Here is a 17,070-nt window from a genome sequence, read left to right as displayed (position 1 = left end):
AGGGCGCCTCTGGGCCTCTGCGGCTCGCCGGACCCGGCTGCGCCACACGATTCGAAACGAAGGAAAAGATAGTGAACGACCAGTTGCAGAAATTCTTGTTCAGCGCCGCTCCGGTGCGCGGTGAGATCGTCTCCCTGCGCAGCACGTGGCAAGAGGTGCTGACGCGCCGTCAATATCCCGCGCCGGTGCAGACCGTGCTGGGGGAGATGATGGCCGCGTGCGCCCTGCTTTCCGCCAACCTCAAGTTCGACGGCACGCTGATCATGCAGATCTTCGGCGACGGCCCCGTGCGGATGCTGGTCGTGCAGTGCGGCTCGGATCTTTCGATGCGCGCGACGGCGCGTCTCGCCGACGGTCTTTCGGCCGAGGAAGCAACTGCCCTCCCGGCCGACATGACGCTGGCCGCCCTCATCAACCTGAGCGGCAAGGGCCGCTGCGTGATCACGCTCGACCCTGCCAGCAAGCAGCCGGGCCAGCAGCCGTACCAGGGCATCGTGCCGCTGAACGGCGAAAACGGGCCGCTCCCCTCGATCGCCGAGGTGCTGGAGCATTACATGCGCCACTCGGAGCAGCTCGACACGCGGCTGTGGCTTGCGGCCAACGACGATCGCGCCGTGGGCATGCTGCTGCAGAAGCTGCCCGGCGACGGCGGCATCGTGCCGCACGCGGGGGAACACGACGCCGACACGTGGGAGCGCGTCTGCACGCTGGGCGGGACGTTGTCGCGCGAAGAACTGCTGGAGCAGGAGCCGCAAACCTTGTTCCGCCGCCTCTTCTGGCAGGAGAACGTGCGTCATTTCGAACCCGCGCAGACGCGCTTCCAGTGTACCTGCTCGCGCGAAAAGGTGGGCTCGATGCTGAAGATGCTGGGCCACGAGGAAGTGGAAGGCGTGCTGGAGGAACGCGGGCATGTCGAGATCCATTGCGACTACTGCAACCAGCGTTATGAGTTCGACCCCGTGGATGTGGCGCAACTTTTCGCGGCGCCGGGGCTCTCAGAAGGTGTCGCTCCGGCGGCGGACCGGCGTCATTGAGCGCGGTTCACGTCGCGGTGACGCGCACGCCGCCGCGCATGCGGCGGCGCCCGATGCGAGAATGAGGACAAGCAGCATCCCGGACCCCGCCTGGCAGCGGCAGTTACTTAGGCGTCCGACAGATTGGAGAAAGGCATGAAGAAAAAACAAGGCTCCACGAACGGGTCACACACTACGACCATGCGCCTTGTGGTAGTCGCGACGCTGGCCGTGCTCGGCGCAGGCGTCGTACTCACGAGCGGCTGTACGCTGGACCCGCGCGGACCCTCGCCGATCTACAGCCGCCTGCCCGCGGACCAGTCCGGCATTCCGGCGAGCGCCGAGCCGCTTACGCCTGAAGAGCGCGCACGCTACGACGCGATCGACCGCCAGGTGATGGCCGATCAGGACCGCGCCATGGCAACCGAAGCGGCAGCCGAGGCCTGGTCGCGCTACTACGCACCGCCCGTCACGTTCTACGGCAGCTATTACGGCGGCGGCTGGGGTCACGGCTGGGGTACGGGGGTCGGCGTGGGCTACCCCGGCTGGGGTTGGGGCTGGTGACCGGCTAGTCCGCTTAATCCGCTTAATCCGGTTATTCACCGCGCACTCAACCTGCCTTCTTCTTCGCTTCCTTCACGTGCGCGTGTTTCTTGTCGGGCACGCGCGACACGGGATTCGGCACGACCTTCACGGGCGCGTCCGACATCACGCCACGTGTCGACGTATTCGACGAGCCGGCCGGTGTCGGCAGCGGCTGGTTCGGCGAGACGAACTGCACGAACACCTCGCCGTCCTTCACCATGCCCATCTCATAGCGGGCGCGTTCCTCGACAGCCGCGGTGCCGTTCTGCAGATCCTGCACCTCGCCGGCAACACGGTCGTTGCGCGCTTTCTCGTCGTCGTTCTGCTTCAGTTGACGGGCAAGCTGCCCCTGCAGTTCGTGCACGCGCAGCCAGCCGCCGTGGCCCCACCAGAGCGGATACTGGATCAGCGCCAGCAGGATGATCAAAACGACAGTGACGAGCCGCATGAAAGGTGCCGGATAAATACACGCCGCCCTGCGCTATACGCAGGGCGGCGGAGAACGGAATCGAAGAGGGTCAGCAAGGCGCTTGCCGACGTCCGCTACAGATCAACGCAAAATCAACGCAGATTGTAGAACGCCGACTTGCCCGGGTAGCTGGCGATATCGCCGAGATCTTCCTCGATGCGCAGCAGCTGGTTGTACTTCGAGATGCGGTCGCTGCGCGAGAGCGAACCGGTCTTGATCTGGCCGGCGTTCAGGCCCACGGCGATGTCCGCGATCGTCGAGTCTTCGGTTTCGCCCGAGCGGTGCGAGATCACGGCCGTGTAGCCGGCGCGCTTGGCCATTTCGATTGCCGCGAAGGTTTCCGTCAGCGTGCCGATCTGGTTGATCTTGATGAGGATCGAGTTGGCGATGCCCTTCTCGATGCCTTCCTTCAGGATGCGCGTGTTGGTGACGAAGAGATCGTCGCCCACGAGCTGGACCTTCTTGCCGAGCTTGTCGGTCAGGATCTTCCAGCCGGCCCAGTCGGACTCGTGCATGCCGTCTTCGATCGAGACGATCGGGAATTTGTCCGCGAGCGCCGCGAGGTAGTCGGCGAATTCGGCCGACGAGAGCTGCAGGCCTTCGCCCGCGAGCTGGTACTTGCCGTCGTGGTAGAACTCGCTTGCCGCACAGTCGAGCGCGAGCAGCACGTCTTCGCCGGCACGGTAGCCGGCCTTCTCGATGGCCTGCAGGATGGTCGAGAGGCATTCGTCGTTGCTGCCGAAGTTCGGTGCGAAGCCGCCTTCGTCGCCCACGGCCGTGCTCATGCCGCGATCCGAGAGAATCTTCTTGAGCGCGTGGAACACTTCCGCGCCGCAACGCAGCGCTTCGCGGAAGGTCGGCTGGCTCACCGGCACGATCATGAATTCCTGAATGTCGAGGCTGTTGTTCGCGTGCGCGCCGCCGTTGACGATGTTCATCATCGGCACCGGCAGCTGCATCGCGCCCGAACCGCCGAAGTAGCGGTACAGCGGCAGGCCGGCCTCTTCAGCGGCGGCCTTCGCGACGGCCATCGAAACGGCCAGCATGGCGTTCGCGCCGAGGCGCGACTTGTTGTCGGTGCCGTCGAGTTCGAGCAGGGTCTTGTCGAGGAAGGCCTGTTCCGACGCGTCGAGGCCCATGATCGCCTCAGAGATTTCGGTGTTGATGTGCTCGACGGCCTTCAGCACGCCCTTGCCGTTGTAGCGGCCGGCTTCGCCGTCGCGCAGTTCGATCGCTTCACGCGAGCCCGTGGATGCGCCCGACGGCACTGCCGCGCGGCCCATCGTGCCCGACTCGAGCAGCACGTCGCATTCGACGGTGGGATTGCCGCGCGAATCCAGAATCTCGCGACCGATGATATCTACGATTGCACTCATGGTTTCCTCAGGAAATGACAGTAACTCTTGCCGACAATAACGCTCGCGCCGCCTGCTTCCACCCGAACGTGACGCCTCTCCGCTCGTTCGGGGTACATCGTCATCTGGGACAGGCGGCGCGCTCGTCGGTTTCAATTTTCCGCAGCGCCCCGCTCGCGCTCTTCGCGCAACCGCGGCACCGCCACGCTGCCTTGCATACTACGCGGCGCGCCAGCACACATGTCGTGCCGGCCGCCGCGTGACTCCTCCATCGCGCCGCTCGTGCAACCGGTTATGTAACCGCGGCGGCGCGCACATTCGATCAGTTGAAGTCGTTCTCGAGGAACGGCGCGCGCTTGACCGCCCGGTCCAGCGTCACGAGCGTTTCGAGCAGGTCCGCCATGCGGTTCAGCGGCACGGCGTTCGGACCGTCGGACTTCGCCTCGGCGGGCTTCGGGTGCGTCTCCATGAATACGCCCGCAATGCCCGTGGCCACCGCCGCGCGCGCGAGCACCGGCACGAATTCGCGCTGGCCGCCCGAGCTCGTGCCCTGCCCGCCCGGCAATTGCACCGAGTGGGTCGCGTCGAACACGACCGGCGCGCCGGTCTCGCGCATGATCGCAAGCGAGCGCATGTCCGAAACGAGGTTGTTGTAACCGAACGAGACGCCGCGCTCGCAGGCCATGAAGCGGTCTTCGGAGAGACCCGCTTCACGCGCCGCGTCGCGCGCCTTGTCGATCACGTTCTTCATGTCGTGCGGCGCGAGGAACTGGCCCTTCTTGATGTTGACCGGCTTGCCCGAGCGCGCGCACGCGTGGATGAAGTCGGTCTGACGGCACAGGAACGCGGGCGTCTGCAGAACATCCACGACCGAGGCCACGGCCCCGATCTCATCTTCCGTGTGCACGTCGGTCAGCACCGGCAGGCCGAGCTGGCGCTTCACTTCGGAAAGGATGCGCAGGCCCTCGTCCATCCCGAGGCCGCGAAACGACTTGCCGCTCGAACGATTGGCCTTGTCGTAGGACGACTTGTAGATGAACGGGATGCCGAGCTTCGCGGTGATTTCCTTCAGGCGGCCGGCGACGTCGATCGTCATCTGCTCCGATTCGACGACACAGGTGCCCGCAATCAGGAAGAACGGCTTGTCAAGGCCAACCTCGAAACCGCACAGGTTCATGCTTTCTCCTCGGCGCGCGAGAGCTGATGCGCGAGTGCCGCTTCGACATACGCCTTGAAGAGCGGATGGCCGTCACGCGGCGTGGACGTGAATTCCGGGTGGAACTGAACGCCGACGAACCACGGGTGCATGTCGCGCGGCAGTTCCATCATTTCCGGCAGGTCTTCGGTCGGGGTACGGGCGCTGATGATAAGGCCGCCCGCCTCGAGCCTGGGCACGTAGCCGTTATTGACTTCATAACGGTGACGGTGACGCTCGTTCACGTCCTTGCCATAGATCTCCGCCGCCATCGTGCCGGGCTTGATGGGGCAGCGCTGCGAACCCAGGCGCATCGTGCCGCCGAGGTCCGAGTCTTCGTCGCGCTTTTCGACCTTGCCTTCACGGTCGGCCCATTCGGTGATGAGCGCGACCACGCGGTCCGGCGTGTCCGGATCGAATTCGGTGCTGTTCGCGTGCTTCAGGCCCACCACGTCGCGCGCGAATTCGATGACGGCGAGCTGCATGCCGAGGCAGATGCCGAGGTACGGCACCTTCGCTTCGCGGGCGTACTGAATGGCCTTGATCTTGCCTTCGGTGCCGCGACGGCCGAAGCCGCCCGGCACGAGAATCGCGTCGAGATGCCTGAGGCTGTCCACGCCTTGCGCGTCGATCTCCTCCGAGTCGATGTACTCGATGTTCACCTTCGTCGAGGTCTTGATCGACGCGTGGCGCAGCGCCTCGATGAGCGACTTGTACGACTCGGTCAGATCGACGTACTTGCCGACCATGCCGATCGTGACTTCGTGCTTCGGATGTTCGAGCTTCTCGACCATTTCCGACCAGATCGAGAGGTCGGCCGGCTTGGCGCTGAGCTTGAGCTCGTCGCAGACGATCGAGTCGAGGCCCTGGTCGTGCAGCATCTGCGGGATCTTGTAGATGCTGTCCGCGTCCCACACCGAGATCACGGCGTCTTCGGGCACGTTGGAGAACATCGAGATCTTCGAGCGCTCGTCGTCGGGAATCGGCCGGTCGGCGCGGCACAGCAGCACGTTCGGATAGATACCGATTTCGCGCAGCTTCTGCACGCTGTGCTGCGTGGGCTTGGTCTTCAGTTCGCCCGCCGTGGCGATGAACGGCACGAGCGTGAGGTGCACGAAGCATGCGCTGTTGCGGCCGAGGCGCAGGCTCATCTGGCGCGCGGCTTCGAGGAACGGCAGCGATTCGATGTCGCCCACCGTGCCGCCCACTTCGACGATCGCCACATCGGGCTCGCCGCACGTGGCCGATGCGGCGCCGCGTTCGATGAAGGCCTGGATTTCGTTCGTGATGTGCGGGATGACCTGCACGGTCTTGCCCAGATAGTCGCCGCGGCGTTCCTTGCGGATCACCGATTCGTAGATCTGGCCCGTGGTGAAGTTGTTGGCCTTGCGCATCTTCGTGCTGATGAAGCGCTCATAGTGGCCGAGGTCGAGATCGGTTTCCGCTCCGTCTTCCGTCACGAACACTTCACCGTGCTGAAACGGGCTCATCGTGCCGGGGTCGACGTTGATGTAGGGATCGAGCTTGAGGAGGGTGACTTTCAGACCGCGCGATTCGAGGATCGCGGCGAGGGAGGCGGCGGCAATACCCTTGCCTAGGGACGAAACTACGCCGCCGGTGACGAAAACATATTTGGTCATCGCTGGATGCTCGCGGGAAAAACGGATTATACCGTAAAGCAAGGGCTAACCCTGCTTTTTGCGCGTGCACTTGTATGCCGGCAGCGGCCCTGCCCCTTCCTCAGCCAACACCGTCCATCGAGTGCAGCAGGCGCTGGATCGCGCGCGCCGTTTCGATGGGCCGCTCCATCGGATAGAGATGGCTGCCTTCGATCCATTCGAACCGCTCGCCGGCCAGGTGCCGCGTCGCCGTGAGCCCCACCTGGCGAACCTCTTTCGACTGCGTGCCCGCAATGAAGCTGACCGGCACCGGCGAGCCGTGCACGAGGCGCGTGCCGAACGTATGCGGCAGCGTGCGGTAGATCAGATACTCGGTACGGCGGTCGAAGGCGAGTGTGCGCGTGCCGTCGGCCGAAGTCTGAGGAATCCCGAAGTCGACATAATCGGAGAGCACGCGTTCGTCCCAGCGCGCAAAGGCAGGCTTCGCATGGAAGTGCCGCCAGGCTTCGTCGCGATTCGCCCATGAGGTGCGGCGCGTGCGTGTCGCGGCCGCGGGCGAGAGGTGTTCGTCGAGCCCCGTCCACTGCGACATTCTCAGCATGCCGCTGCGCCAGCCCGCGATCACCGGCGAATCGAGCATCACGACCCCGCGCACCCATTGCGGCTTCCTCAGCGCCGCCATCAGCGAAAGATAGCCGCCGAGCGAATGGCCGACCAGCCACACGGGATGTTCGTAGCGGCCGCCGATGTCCTCCAGCAACTGGTCGACAAGATGCGGCCAGTCGCGCGTGACCGGAAAGCGCGCGTCGTGACCGATGCGCTCGATATAGCGCAGTTCGTAGCTGTCACCGAGTTCGGCGAAAAGCGTCCGGTAGGTCGAGGCGGGAAAGCCGTTCGCGTGCGAAAAGTGGATGACGTTCTTCAAAGTGTTCTTGTCTCCTCTTCGTATCCAGGTCTTCTTTCGGCCGCTCCGGCTTCGACGCGAGCGCGAGCCCGAGCCGCTTCACTGGTCCGATGCGTTGTCCGGAGCATCGTCCGAAGCGTCCATCCAGTAGCGGCGCTGCGTATCGCCATAACGCTCGACGGTCAGCGCGCCAGGGCTCGCCTCGATGCGCACCGCGCCATCCGCGTCGCTGCGCGTGAGTACGATATGGCGGGCCAGGTAACGCGCGAACACGCCCGGATTCGGGTGGTGAAAGCGATTCAAGTAGCCTACCTGAAATATGGCGATGCGCGGCGCGACAGAATCGAGGAACGGTTCAGTTGATGAGGTGCGGCTGCCGTGGTGCGGCACGAGCAGCACGTCTGCGCGCAGCGCGACGCGCCTCCCGCCGTCGGTACGCGCGCGGCCGACGAGCGTGCGTTCGACCGGCGCCTCGATGTCGGCGGCAAGCAGCGCGGCGGTGGTCGCGCCCTGCCCCGCCGCCGAGATGCGCAGCACGCAGCAATGCGCGTTCGGCTTGCCGACGAGCGGCCCGGCGTCGGGCCAGAGCACCTCGAAATCGACGCCGTCCCAACGCCAGCGCTGGCCCGCGGCACATTGGACAGGCAGCGCACCGGCCCGGCGAGCGCTGGCCCAGAGGCGATGCCGCGGCAGGATGCCTGCGACGAACTCGCCCACGCCGATCTCGTCGAGCACCGCCTGGGCACCGCCCGAGTGATCCGAGTCGTCGTGGCTCACCATGAGGGTATCCAGACGCAGTACGCCGTGCGCCAGCAGATACGGGGCGACGATGCGCTCCCCGGCGTGGGTCGATTCCGGTCCCGGTCCGGTATCGAAGAGCAGCGTGTGCCGCGACGTTTCCACGAGCACCGAGTTGCCCTGTCCGATATCGAGCGCGGTCAGGCGAAACGTGCCAGCGGGCGGGCCCGTGGGCGCGGGAGCGAGGAGCGGCAGCCACATGAAAGGCGCGATCCAGCGCAGCGGCCAGCCGCGCGGCGCGAGGCACCATGCCACGCCCAGCGTTGCGCAGGCCAATGCCCAGGCATTCGGCTGCGGCAGGCGCAGCATGGCCCAGGGAACGTCGGCAAACCACGCGAGCATGGCGGCAAGCTCATCGAGCATGGCATGCGCGAGGTGCAGCGCCCAGGCGTCGAGCGGTGCGGGCAACGCCACGCTCATGAGCACGGTGGGCGTAACAAGCATGCTCACGAACGGAATGGCCAGAGCGTTGGCGAACGGCCCGATCAGCGGAATCTGCGCGAACCAGTACGCCGTGAGCGGCGCGAGCGCAATCGTCACCGCCCATTGAACGCGCGCGCCGTCCGCCAGCTTCGCCCCGAAGCGGCGCGCGGCGCTCCACGGGCGCCGCGCTTTCTTCGCGTCCGGCACGCTCGTGCGGGCCGCCTCGCTCATCGGATCGGGCGTTCCGGCCTGATCGCCGAGTGGCCCCGGGCCGCGCACCCTCGGCACGCCCGACGCCGCAAAGAGTATCGCCGCGACGGCGCTGAACGAGAGCCAGAAGCCCGCAGCCGTCACCGCCCACGGATCGCGCACCAGCACGAGCCCCAATGCCCACGCCAGCACCTGCGATCTCGCCACGTTGCGGCCGGAGAGCAGCGCCGCGGCGGCCACAGCCAGCATCCAGAGCGCGCGCTGCACCGGCACGTTGAACCCCGCCAGCGCGGCGTGGACGACGGCCGCGCACAAAGCGCCGGCCACCGCAATTTTCTGCGCGGGCACGACGAGCGGAGCCTCCACGCCTCGCCAGCGGGCGCGCCGCCAGAGCGCGCCCGCCAGCCAGCCGGCCAGCCCGGCGACAAAGGCAAGATGCAGACCGGAAATAGCGACCAGGTGACTCGTGCCGGTGCCGCGCATCAAACGCCAGTCGGCATCGCTGACCGCGTCCTGCGCGCCGGTTGCGAGCGCGACGATGATGCCGCGATGCGGCGCGTCGGCAAGCACCGTATCGATACGCCCGCGCAGCGCCGCACGCCAGCGCTCGACAGCGAGCCCGATGCCGTGCTCATCGTCGGGCAGACGCCTCGCGTGCGCGACGTCGCTGACGTAGCCCGTTGCGCGAATGCCGCGCTCCAGCATGGCCTCCGCCGCATTGCGCAAGCCGAAATTGCCTTCGCCGTGAGGGCGCTTCAGACGTACCGTGAGGCGCCAGCGCGCGCCGGGTTCGAGCGCCGGAAGCGGCGCATCGCGGGCCGCCCACGTCAGCTGGATCCTGCCCGGCAGTCGGCCGCTCGTCGCCGGCGCATGCCAGGTCTGAACCACGAAGGGAAAGCGCGCACTGTCCGGCGCATAAACCGGCAAGCCCGCGATATAGCCGGTGACTTCGATATCGCGCGACTGCCAGGTGTGAGGCAAGGCTTCGGCCAGTCGCAGTTCCGCGCGCCACGCGGCGTAGCCGAAGCCCGCGCAGGCCGCCGCCAGCCATACGGCCAGCCAGCCGCTCGCGCGTCGCGGGCTGCGAAGCCATTGGCGCAATCGGCCTTCAGCATCGGCCAGTCGGGCAGACCGCCGTGCTTCGTCGCCAGATGGATTCGCCGACTCGCCGTCGTCTTCGTGCGCGCCTGCGAGCGCCCACATGGCCCAGCCCGCCGCGCCCGCCGCTGCAACGACAAGCGCGAGCCAGCCGCCCCACCCCGGCAGCGCTGCCTGCTGCTGCAACCCGAACACACCCAGCGCGAATCCGCCCCATACCGCCCGCATCGGCCCTCCCGGCATTCGAGGCGGCGCGATGGAGCAAGAGGTGCAAATTACGCGAGACGCAAACGCAGGCCGCGCAGGCCTCCCACGCAGCAGGCTGTCATCGCGCCGCCTTCGAACCGATTATGCAGACGAAAGCGCGAGCCGCGGCAGCGCCGCCGCAGCGTTAGCCGTTGTGCCAAGGGCGAGTTCCTCGGGAGCGAGGCCCCGCAAGCCTGCCAGTACCGCGCCGATGCGCGGCACCTGGTCCGGCGTGTTGCGCTCGCGGTAGAGCCAGGCGGGAGCGATATCGGGCGCATCGGTTTCCATGACGATCGCCTCCAGCGGCAACTGCTCCGCGAGCCGCCGGATCTGCAGCGCGCGTTCGAAGGTCACGTTGCCGCCAAAGCCCAGATGCATCCCGTGGTCGATGAAGGCGCGGGCCTGCTGGAAGCTGCCGTTGAACGCATGCGCGATGCCGCGATGCACGCCGTTGCGGCGCAGGCCCTTGAGCACCTGATCCTGCGACTTGCGCACGTGGCAGATCGCCGGCAGATCGAATTCGCGCGCGAGCTTCAGCTGGGCGTCGTAGAAGTGCTGCTGGCGCGCGTCGTCGGGTCCCGGAACGAAGTAGTCGAGCCCGATCTCGCCGATGCCGATGAAGCGCGGATCGGCAAAACTCGCCTCGATCTCGCGACGCAGCGCATCGAGGTCGTCGTCGCGAGCTTGAGGGGTGTAGAGCGGATGGATGCCGAGCGCGTACACAGCGCCTTCCACACGATGCGCGAGCGCTCGCACCGTCGCGAAGTTCTCGCGCGCCACCGCCGGAATGACGATGCGGGAGACGCCCGCCGAACGCGCCGCCGAGACGACCGCATCGCGGTCCGCGTCGAATTCGGCGGCGTCGAGATGACAGTGCGTATCGGTCCACATGGCGCGCTCACACCGGAACGACCGGCTCCTCGTGCAGAATGCCGTCGCGCAGCCGGACGATGCGGTCGCAGCGCGCCGCGAGGTCGGTATCGTGCGTGACGATCACGAAGCTCGTATCGAACGAGTCGGACAGTTCGAGCATCAGGTTGAACACCGTGTCGGCGGTGCTGCCGTCGAGGTTGCCGGTCGGCTCGTCGGCAAGCACGCACGCGGGCTTCGTCACGAGCGCGCGCGCGATTGCCACGCGTTGGCGCTCGCCGCCCGAGAGCTCGCCCGGACGATGCCTCGCGCGATGCGCGAGCCCCACGCGGTCCAGCATCGCGAGCGCCTCGTGACGCGCCGCGTCCTGCGGCAGGCGGCGGATGCGCAGCGGCATCGCGACGTTGTCGAGCGCCGTGAACTCCGGCAGCAGATGATGGAACTGATAGACGAAGCCGAGCGCGCGGTTGCGCAGGTCGTTGCGCTCGCGCTCGGAAAGCTCGGTGAACGGCTTGCCGAGCACCGAGACCTTGCCCGCGCCGGGCTCGTCGAGACCGCCCAGCACATGCAGCAGCGTGCTCTTGCCGGAGCCCGAAGCGCCCACGATCGCGAGCTTCTCGCCGCGCCGCACCTTCAGTTCGGTGTAGCGCAGCACCTCGACCTGGAGGCCGCCCTGGCCGAACGTCTTGGAGACGCCGTGCGCTTCGAGCACGTAGGGATAGTCGCCTGCGGCGGCGAGCAGCGATTGACGGTCATTCATAGCGCAGCGCCTCCGCCGGGCGAACCTTGGCCGCGCGCCAGCTCGGATAGAGCGTCGCGAGCGCGGACAGCACGAACGCAATCAAGCCGATGCGGATCACGTCGGAGGCGACGAGTTCCGAAGGCAGCTCGCTGATGAAATAAACGGACGGCGGCAGGAACTGTACGCCGAGCACATGCTCGATGGCCGGCACGGTCCACGGAATGCTCCAGGCGATCAAACAGCCCAGCGCCACGCCAAGCCCGGTGCCGACGAAGCCGATCGTCACGCCCTGCACGAAAAAGATCTTCATGATCGAGCCGGGTTGGGCGCCCAGCGTCCGCAGGATGGCGATGTCGGCCTGCTTGTTGGTGACGGTCATCACGAGCGAGGAAACGAGATTGAACGCCGCGACGGCAATGATGAGCGTGAGAATGATGAACATCATGCGCTTTTCGATCTGCACGGCGGAGAACCAGGTCTTGTTCTGCTGCGTCCAGTCGCGGATATAGAGGTCGCCCGAGAGCGTATGCACGAGCTGGCGCGCCACGGCCGGCGCGAGCTGCATGTCCTTCAGGCGCAGCCTTACGCCGCTTGGCGCCGGCAGCCGGTAGAGGATTTCGGCGTCGCGGATGTTGACGAGCGCGAGCGTGCTGTCGTATTCGTAGTGCCCCGATTCGAACACGCCCGCCACGGTGAACTGCTTCAGGCGCGGCAGCATGCCCGCGGGCGTGATCGAGCCCTCGGGCGCGACGAGCGTGACCTTGTCGCCTACCTGCACGCCAAGGCTCGACGCGAGATCGGCGCCCAGCACGATGTTCCAGCTGCCGGGCGTCAGGTCGTTGAGGCTGCCCGCCCTCATCTCCTTGTCGATATCGGAGACCTGCGGTTCTTCGGAAGGCTCGACGCCGCGCAGCGCGACGCCGCTCAGGCTGTCACCGCGCGTGAGCAGCGCCTGGGCGTCGACATACGGCGCGGCGCCGATCACCTCGCGGTTGGTTTTCGCCTCTTTGGCCGTGAGCTGCCAGTCGGGCATCGAACCCGTGGGCGAGAAAATCTCGATGTGCGCCAGCACGGAAAGCATGCGATCGCGTACGTCGCGCTGAAACCCGTTCATCACCGAGAGCACGACGATCAGCGCCGCGACGCCGAGCGCGATGCCCGACATCGAAACGAGCGCGATGAACGAGATGAAGCCGTTGCCGGTCGTGCGCTTGCCGGCGCGCGTGTAGCGCCAGCCTATCTGCCATTCGTAGGGAAGTTTCAAGCGTGTCCTTGTCTGCGTGCCTTATGCCGACCGCCGTCCTGGAAGCCCCTGTTATCCGGCAACAGGTCGGTATCGCGGCGGCGATCAAGCTCGAATCAAGCGCGAAGTTTGCCACACTGGCGGCCCGCGGGGTGAGGCCGCGAAGTACAATTCGGCCCATCATGCCCGCCGACCGACTCCATCTGCTCATCCCGTTCGCGCTGCCGTCGGCCGCGGCGGCCTCGACGGCGCTGGCCGGTCTCGCCACCCCGGCGCTCGACAAGCTCGTTGCGCGCGCGAGCGCGGGCGAGGCCGTGATCGGCGAGGATTTCCAGCGCACGCTGCCGCACGAACGCTGGGTCGCGAGGCGCTTTGGCGTGGCCGCGGGTACGGCCGGCTCAGGGGCGAACGGTGCCCGGCCGACGCCCGACGACGAAGCCCCGCTCGCCCCCTATATGCTGCTGGCCGACGGTGGCGCGCCCGGCGACGCCGCCTGGGCTTGCGTGCAGCCCGTGCACGTGCGCATCGCGCACGACCATCTGGTGCTGATCGACCCCGCCTCGCTCGAACTCGACGACGCCGACGCCGCCACGCTCTATGCCGCCGCCAAGCCGCTCATCGAGGAGCTGGGCGTGCGCGTCGAGGCGCCCACCCCCACGCGCTGGTATTTCTCGGGCGACGCCTTCGGCACGCTCGCCGCGGCCTCGCCGCTGCGAGCGAGCGGCCGCAACATCGAGATCTGGTTGCCGCACGAGGCGGGCTCGGGCCAGCGTTCGCGCGCCTGGATGAAGGTGCAGAACGAAGTGCAGATGGCCTGGTTCGAGCATCCCGTCAACGAAGCCCGCGAAGCCCGCGGCCTGCCCGCGGTGAATTCGATCTGGTTGCACGCACAGGGCACGCTGCGCCCCGTGCGGAGCCCGTTCGCGCGCGTGCGCTCGGACGCGGCCGCCACGCGCGGCGTCGCCATGGCGGCGGGCGTCGCGGTGGGCGCCGTGCCTGCCTCGTTCGCCGCATGGGCCTCGCAAGGCGGATCGGAGCCGCCGGCCGCGCCGAACAACGAATCCGCCGCCACGCTAGTCGAGCTCGACCCGTTTTCCGCCCCGTTCATCCAGCAGGACTGGGGCCGCTGGAACGCCGCGTTCGCCGCACTCGAGCGCGACTGGCTCGCGCCCGCGCTCGCCGCGCTCGAAGCCGGCCAACTGGGCGCGCTCGGCCTCACGCTATGCGGCGACACGGGCTCGGTCGATCTCTCGATCACGCGCGGCGACCTGCGCAAGTTCTGGCGGCGCCGCGCCTTCGCGTCGCTCTTCATCGAATAACCCCAACGACACAAGCCGTCCCGCATGACCCGAATCGTCACCCGCGCCTCCTCTCCCGCCGACGCCGAAGCCCTCGTCCGCCACGGCCTGCATCCGGTGCTCGCGCGCCTCTATGCGTCGCGCGGCGTCTGCCAGCCCGACGAAATCGAGACCGGCCTCGCGCGCCTGCTGCCGCCCGCGATGAAAGGTCTCGACGCCGCCGCGATGCTCCTCGCCGACGCGCTCGAAGCGAACCGCCGCATGCTCGTGGTCGCCGATTACGACTGCGACGGCGCCACCGCCTGCGCGGTCGCCGTGCGCGGGCTGCGCATGCTCGGCGCGCAGATCGACTATCTCGTGCCGAACCGCTTCGAATACGGCTACGGGCTCACGCCCGAGATCGTCGCGCTGGCCGCGCAGCGCCCCGGCGGCAAGCCGGACCTGCTGATCACGGTCGATAACGGCATCGCCAGCGTGGACGGCGTGGAAGCCGCGAACGCACTCGGCATCGACGTGCTCGTCACCGACCACCACCTGCCCGGCGACAGCCTCCCCGCCGCCCGCGCAATCGTGAACCCGAACCAGGCGGACTGTGCGTTCGAGAGCAAGTGCATCGCGGGCGTGGGCGTCATGTTCTATGTGCTGCTCGCGCTGCGCGCGGAGCTGCGCCGCCGCGGCGCGTTCGGGGACGGCCGGCCCGAGCCGCGTCTGGACGGCCTGCTCGACCTCGTCGCGCTCGGCACCGTGGCGGACGTCGTGAAGCTCGACTGCAACAACCGCGTGCTGGTGGCGCAAGGCCTGCAGCGCATCCGCAACGGCCGCATGCAGCCCGGCATCGCGGCGCTCTTTCGCGCGGCGGGCCGCGAAGCGCGCAGCGCGTCGGGCTTCGATCTCGGCTTCGCGCTCGGCCCGCGGCTGAACGCGGCTGGCCGTCTCTCCGACATGTCGCTCGGCATCGAGTGCCTGACCACCGACGACGTGGGCCGCGCCTGGGCGCTCGCGCAGCAGCTCGACACGATGAACCGCGAACGGCGCGAGATCGAGGCCGGCATGCAGCAGCAGGCGCTCGCCGATCTCGCCGACATCGACCCGGAAGGCAAGGCCACGCTCACGCTGTTCAATCCGGGCTGGCATCAGGGCGTGATCGGCATCGTGGCCGGACGGCTGAAGGAGAAGTTCCACCGCCCCTCGTTCACGTTCGCGCCCGCCGACGAAGGCGGCGAACTCGTGAAGGGCTCGGGCCGCTCGATCCCCGGGTTCCATCTGCGCGACGCCGTCGACCTGATTTCGAAGCGCGAGGCGGGCATCATCCACAAGTTCGGCGGCCACGCGATGGCGGCCGGTCTCACGCTCGCCGCCGCGGACGTGCCGCGTTTTGCCGACGCCTTCGAGCGCGTGGGCCGCGAATGGCTTTCGGCGGAAGCGCTCGCGCGCACCGTGGAAACCGACGGCGACCTCGAAGACGCCTACTTCACGCCCGCTTTCGTCGAAATGCTCGACGCGGCCGTCTGGGGCCAGGGCTTTCCGGCCCCGGTGTTCGCGGGCGAATTCGAAGTGGCCTCGCAGGCGCTCGTGAAGGACAAGCACCTGAAACTGCAGCTCCTGCGCGGCCGTCAGCGCTTCAATGCGATCTGGTTCAATCACACCGACCCGCTGCCGCAGCGCACCACCGTCGCCTACCGGCTCGTGCGCGACACCTGGAACGGCGTTTCGCGCGTGCAGCTCGTGGTGGAGCACGCGGCCGACTGAGGCGCCGTCGGGAGACAACCCTCGGACAACCGGGGTCCGCAAGCGTGGCGGCGACGGGGCCGCCACGCCCTTGATGCAGGCCCAATCGGCTATAATTCAAGGTTTTACGCCCCGGATCACGACACAAATGGAAGCGGAACGTCTCAACGCGATCGAAGCCTCTCTGGCGGACCTGCGCACGCGCGCAGGCGAGCTACGGGGGTATCTTTGACTACGATGCCAAGTCCACGCGACTGATCGAAGTCAACCGCGAGCTCGAAGACCCGAACGTCTGGAACGACGCGAAGCACGCCCAGGAACTCGGCAAGGAAAAGAAGCTGCTTGAAGGCGTGGTACACGTGCTCGAAGGCATAGAGAACGACGTGCGCGACACCCAGGATCTCTTCGACATGGCGCGCGAGGAAAGCGACGACGACACGCTCGTCTCCTGCGAAGCCGACGCCGCCGCGATCGAGGCGCGCGTCGCCGACGTCGAGTTCCGCCGCATGTTCTCGAACCCGGCCGACCCCAACAACGCGTTCATCGACATCCAGGCCGGCGCCGGCGGCACCGAGGCCTGCGACTGGGCCTCGATGCTGCTGCGCCAGTACGTGCGCTACTGCGAGCGCAAGGGCTTCAAGACCGAAGTGCTCGAAGAGTCGGAAGGCGACGTGGCCGGCATCAAGAGCGCGACGATCAAGGTCGAGGGCGAGTACGCCTACGGTTTCCTGCGCACCGAAACCGGCATTCACCGCCTCGTGCGCAAGTCGCCGTTCGACTCGTCGGGCGGACGCCATACGTCGTTCTCGTCGGTGTTCGTGTATCCGGAGATCGACGATTCGTTCGAGATCGAGGTCAATCCGGCCGACCTGCGCATCGACACGTACCGCGCCTCGGGCGCGGGCGGTCAGCACATCAACAAGACCGACTCCGCCGTGCGTATCACGCACATGCCGTCGGGCATCGTCGTGCAGTGCCAGAACGACCGCTCGCAGCACCGCAACCGCGCCGAAGCCATGGCCATGCTGAAATCGCGCCTGTACGAAGCCGAAATGCGCAAGCGTCAGTCGGAGCAGGACAAGCTCGAAGCGGGCAAGTCGGATGTGGGCTGGGGCCACCAGATCCGCTCCTACGTGCTCGACAACAGCCGTATCAAGGATCTGCGCACCAACGTCGAAATCAGCAACACCAAGGCCGTGCTCGACGGCGACCTCGACGAGTTCATCAGCGCGAGCCTGAAACAGGGCATCTAAGCTGCTGAGGCCGCTCCTCCG

14 protein-coding genes are annotated in these 17,070 nt (G+C 67.2%); 5 read left to right on the top strand and 9 right to left on the bottom strand.

Features of this window, described 5'->3' with window-relative positions:
• The first annotated feature begins 71 nt into the window (after positions 1-71).
• Complete coding sequence (gene hslO / locus BAC01S_RS03540) at positions 72-1,034, top strand: Hsp33 family molecular chaperone HslO (protein ID WP_027793520.1); 963 nt, start codon at positions 72-74, stop codon at positions 1,032-1,034.
• Positions 1,035-1,214: 180 nt separating this feature from the next.
• Positions 1,215-1,577, top strand: a complete 363-nt coding sequence (locus tag BAC01S_RS03535) for a hypothetical protein (protein WP_027793519.1) — start codon at positions 1,215-1,217, stop codon at positions 1,575-1,577.
• A 46-nt stretch (positions 1,578-1,623) separates the two neighbouring features.
• Here BAC01S_RS03535 and ftsB read toward each other — a convergent pair whose 3' ends face one another.
• The 9 genes from ftsB to BAC01S_RS03490 form a co-directional block, all read right to left on the bottom strand.
• On the bottom strand, positions 1,624-2,046 hold the full coding sequence (gene ftsB / locus BAC01S_RS03530) for a cell division protein FtsB (protein ID WP_027793518.1): 423 nt from the start codon (positions 2,044-2,046) through the stop codon (positions 1,624-1,626).
• Between the two features lie 113 nt (positions 2,047-2,159).
• Positions 2,160-3,443 carry a phosphopyruvate hydratase gene (gene eno / locus BAC01S_RS03525; protein ID WP_027793517.1) on the bottom strand — a complete coding sequence of 428 codons (1,284 nt, stop codon included), beginning with the start codon at positions 3,441-3,443 and terminating at the stop codon, positions 2,160-2,162.
• 301 nt (positions 3,444-3,744) lie between these two features.
• Positions 3,745-4,599: a 3-deoxy-8-phosphooctulonate synthase gene (gene kdsA, locus BAC01S_RS03520; RefSeq protein ID WP_027793516.1), complete on the bottom strand. Its 855-nt coding sequence runs from the start codon at positions 4,597-4,599 to the stop codon at positions 3,745-3,747.
• Positions 4,596-6,257, bottom strand: a complete 1,662-nt coding sequence (locus tag BAC01S_RS03515; protein ID WP_027793515.1) for a CTP synthase — start codon at positions 6,255-6,257, stop codon at positions 4,596-4,598. The genes kdsA and BAC01S_RS03515 overlap by 4 nt, the downstream gene beginning before the upstream one ends.
• Positions 6,258-6,357: 100 nt before the next feature.
• Complete coding sequence (locus BAC01S_RS03510; protein ID WP_027793514.1) at positions 6,358-7,161, bottom strand: alpha/beta fold hydrolase; 804 nt, start codon at positions 7,159-7,161, stop codon at positions 6,358-6,360.
• A 78-nt stretch (positions 7,162-7,239) separates the two neighbouring features.
• Positions 7,240-9,897, bottom strand: coding sequence for a ComEC/Rec2 family competence protein (locus BAC01S_RS30200; protein ID WP_043201051.1), 2,658 nt, complete (start codon positions 9,895-9,897; stop codon positions 7,240-7,242).
• Between the two features lie 120 nt (positions 9,898-10,017).
• Positions 10,018-10,806, bottom strand: coding sequence for a TatD family hydrolase (locus BAC01S_RS03500; RefSeq protein WP_027793513.1), 789 nt, complete (start codon positions 10,804-10,806; stop codon positions 10,018-10,020).
• A 7-nt stretch (positions 10,807-10,813) separates the two neighbouring features.
• Positions 10,814-11,545 carry an ABC transporter ATP-binding protein gene (locus tag BAC01S_RS03495; RefSeq protein WP_027793512.1) on the bottom strand — a complete coding sequence of 244 codons (732 nt, stop codon included), beginning with the start codon at positions 11,543-11,545 and terminating at the stop codon, positions 10,814-10,816.
• Positions 11,538-12,791 carry a lipoprotein-releasing ABC transporter permease subunit gene (locus BAC01S_RS03490; protein WP_027793511.1) on the bottom strand — a complete coding sequence of 418 codons (1,254 nt, stop codon included), beginning with the start codon at positions 12,789-12,791 and terminating at the stop codon, positions 11,538-11,540. Before BAC01S_RS03490 ends, BAC01S_RS03495 begins: the two co-directional genes overlap by 8 nt.
• Positions 12,792-12,952: 161 nt before the next feature.
• On the opposite strand from BAC01S_RS03490, the gene BAC01S_RS03485 reads away from it, so the two are divergent.
• The 3 genes from BAC01S_RS03485 to prfB all read left to right on the top strand — a co-directional run bounded on the left by BAC01S_RS03485 (position 12,953) and on the right by prfB (position 17,049).
• Entirely contained in the window at positions 12,953-14,089 is a 1,137-nt protein-coding gene (locus BAC01S_RS03485; RefSeq protein ID WP_043201048.1) for a hypothetical protein, read from the top strand.
• A gap of 24 nt (positions 14,090-14,113) precedes the next feature.
• Positions 14,114-15,817, top strand: a complete 1,704-nt coding sequence (gene recJ, locus BAC01S_RS03480) for a single-stranded-DNA-specific exonuclease RecJ (protein ID WP_027793509.1) — start codon at positions 14,114-14,116, stop codon at positions 15,815-15,817.
• 127 nt (positions 15,818-15,944) lie between these two features.
• Positions 15,945-17,049 (top strand): peptide chain release factor 2 gene (prfB, locus tag BAC01S_RS03475; protein ID WP_156954293.1). Its coding sequence is split into 2 segments (ribosomal slippage): positions 15,945-16,025 and positions 16,027-17,049, totalling 1,104 coding nucleotides; the frame shifts between segments, so codons are not numbered across the junction.
• Positions 17,050-17,070: the final 21 nt, after the last annotated feature.

Origin of the sequence: Paraburkholderia acidipaludis NBRC 101816 (assembly GCF_000684975.1) — a bacterium.
GTDB lineage: Bacteria > Pseudomonadota > Gammaproteobacteria > Burkholderiales > Burkholderiaceae > Paraburkholderia > Paraburkholderia acidipaludis.
Note: the sequence above shows the minus strand (reverse complement) of the source record. Positions and strands in the feature narration are given on the sequence as shown.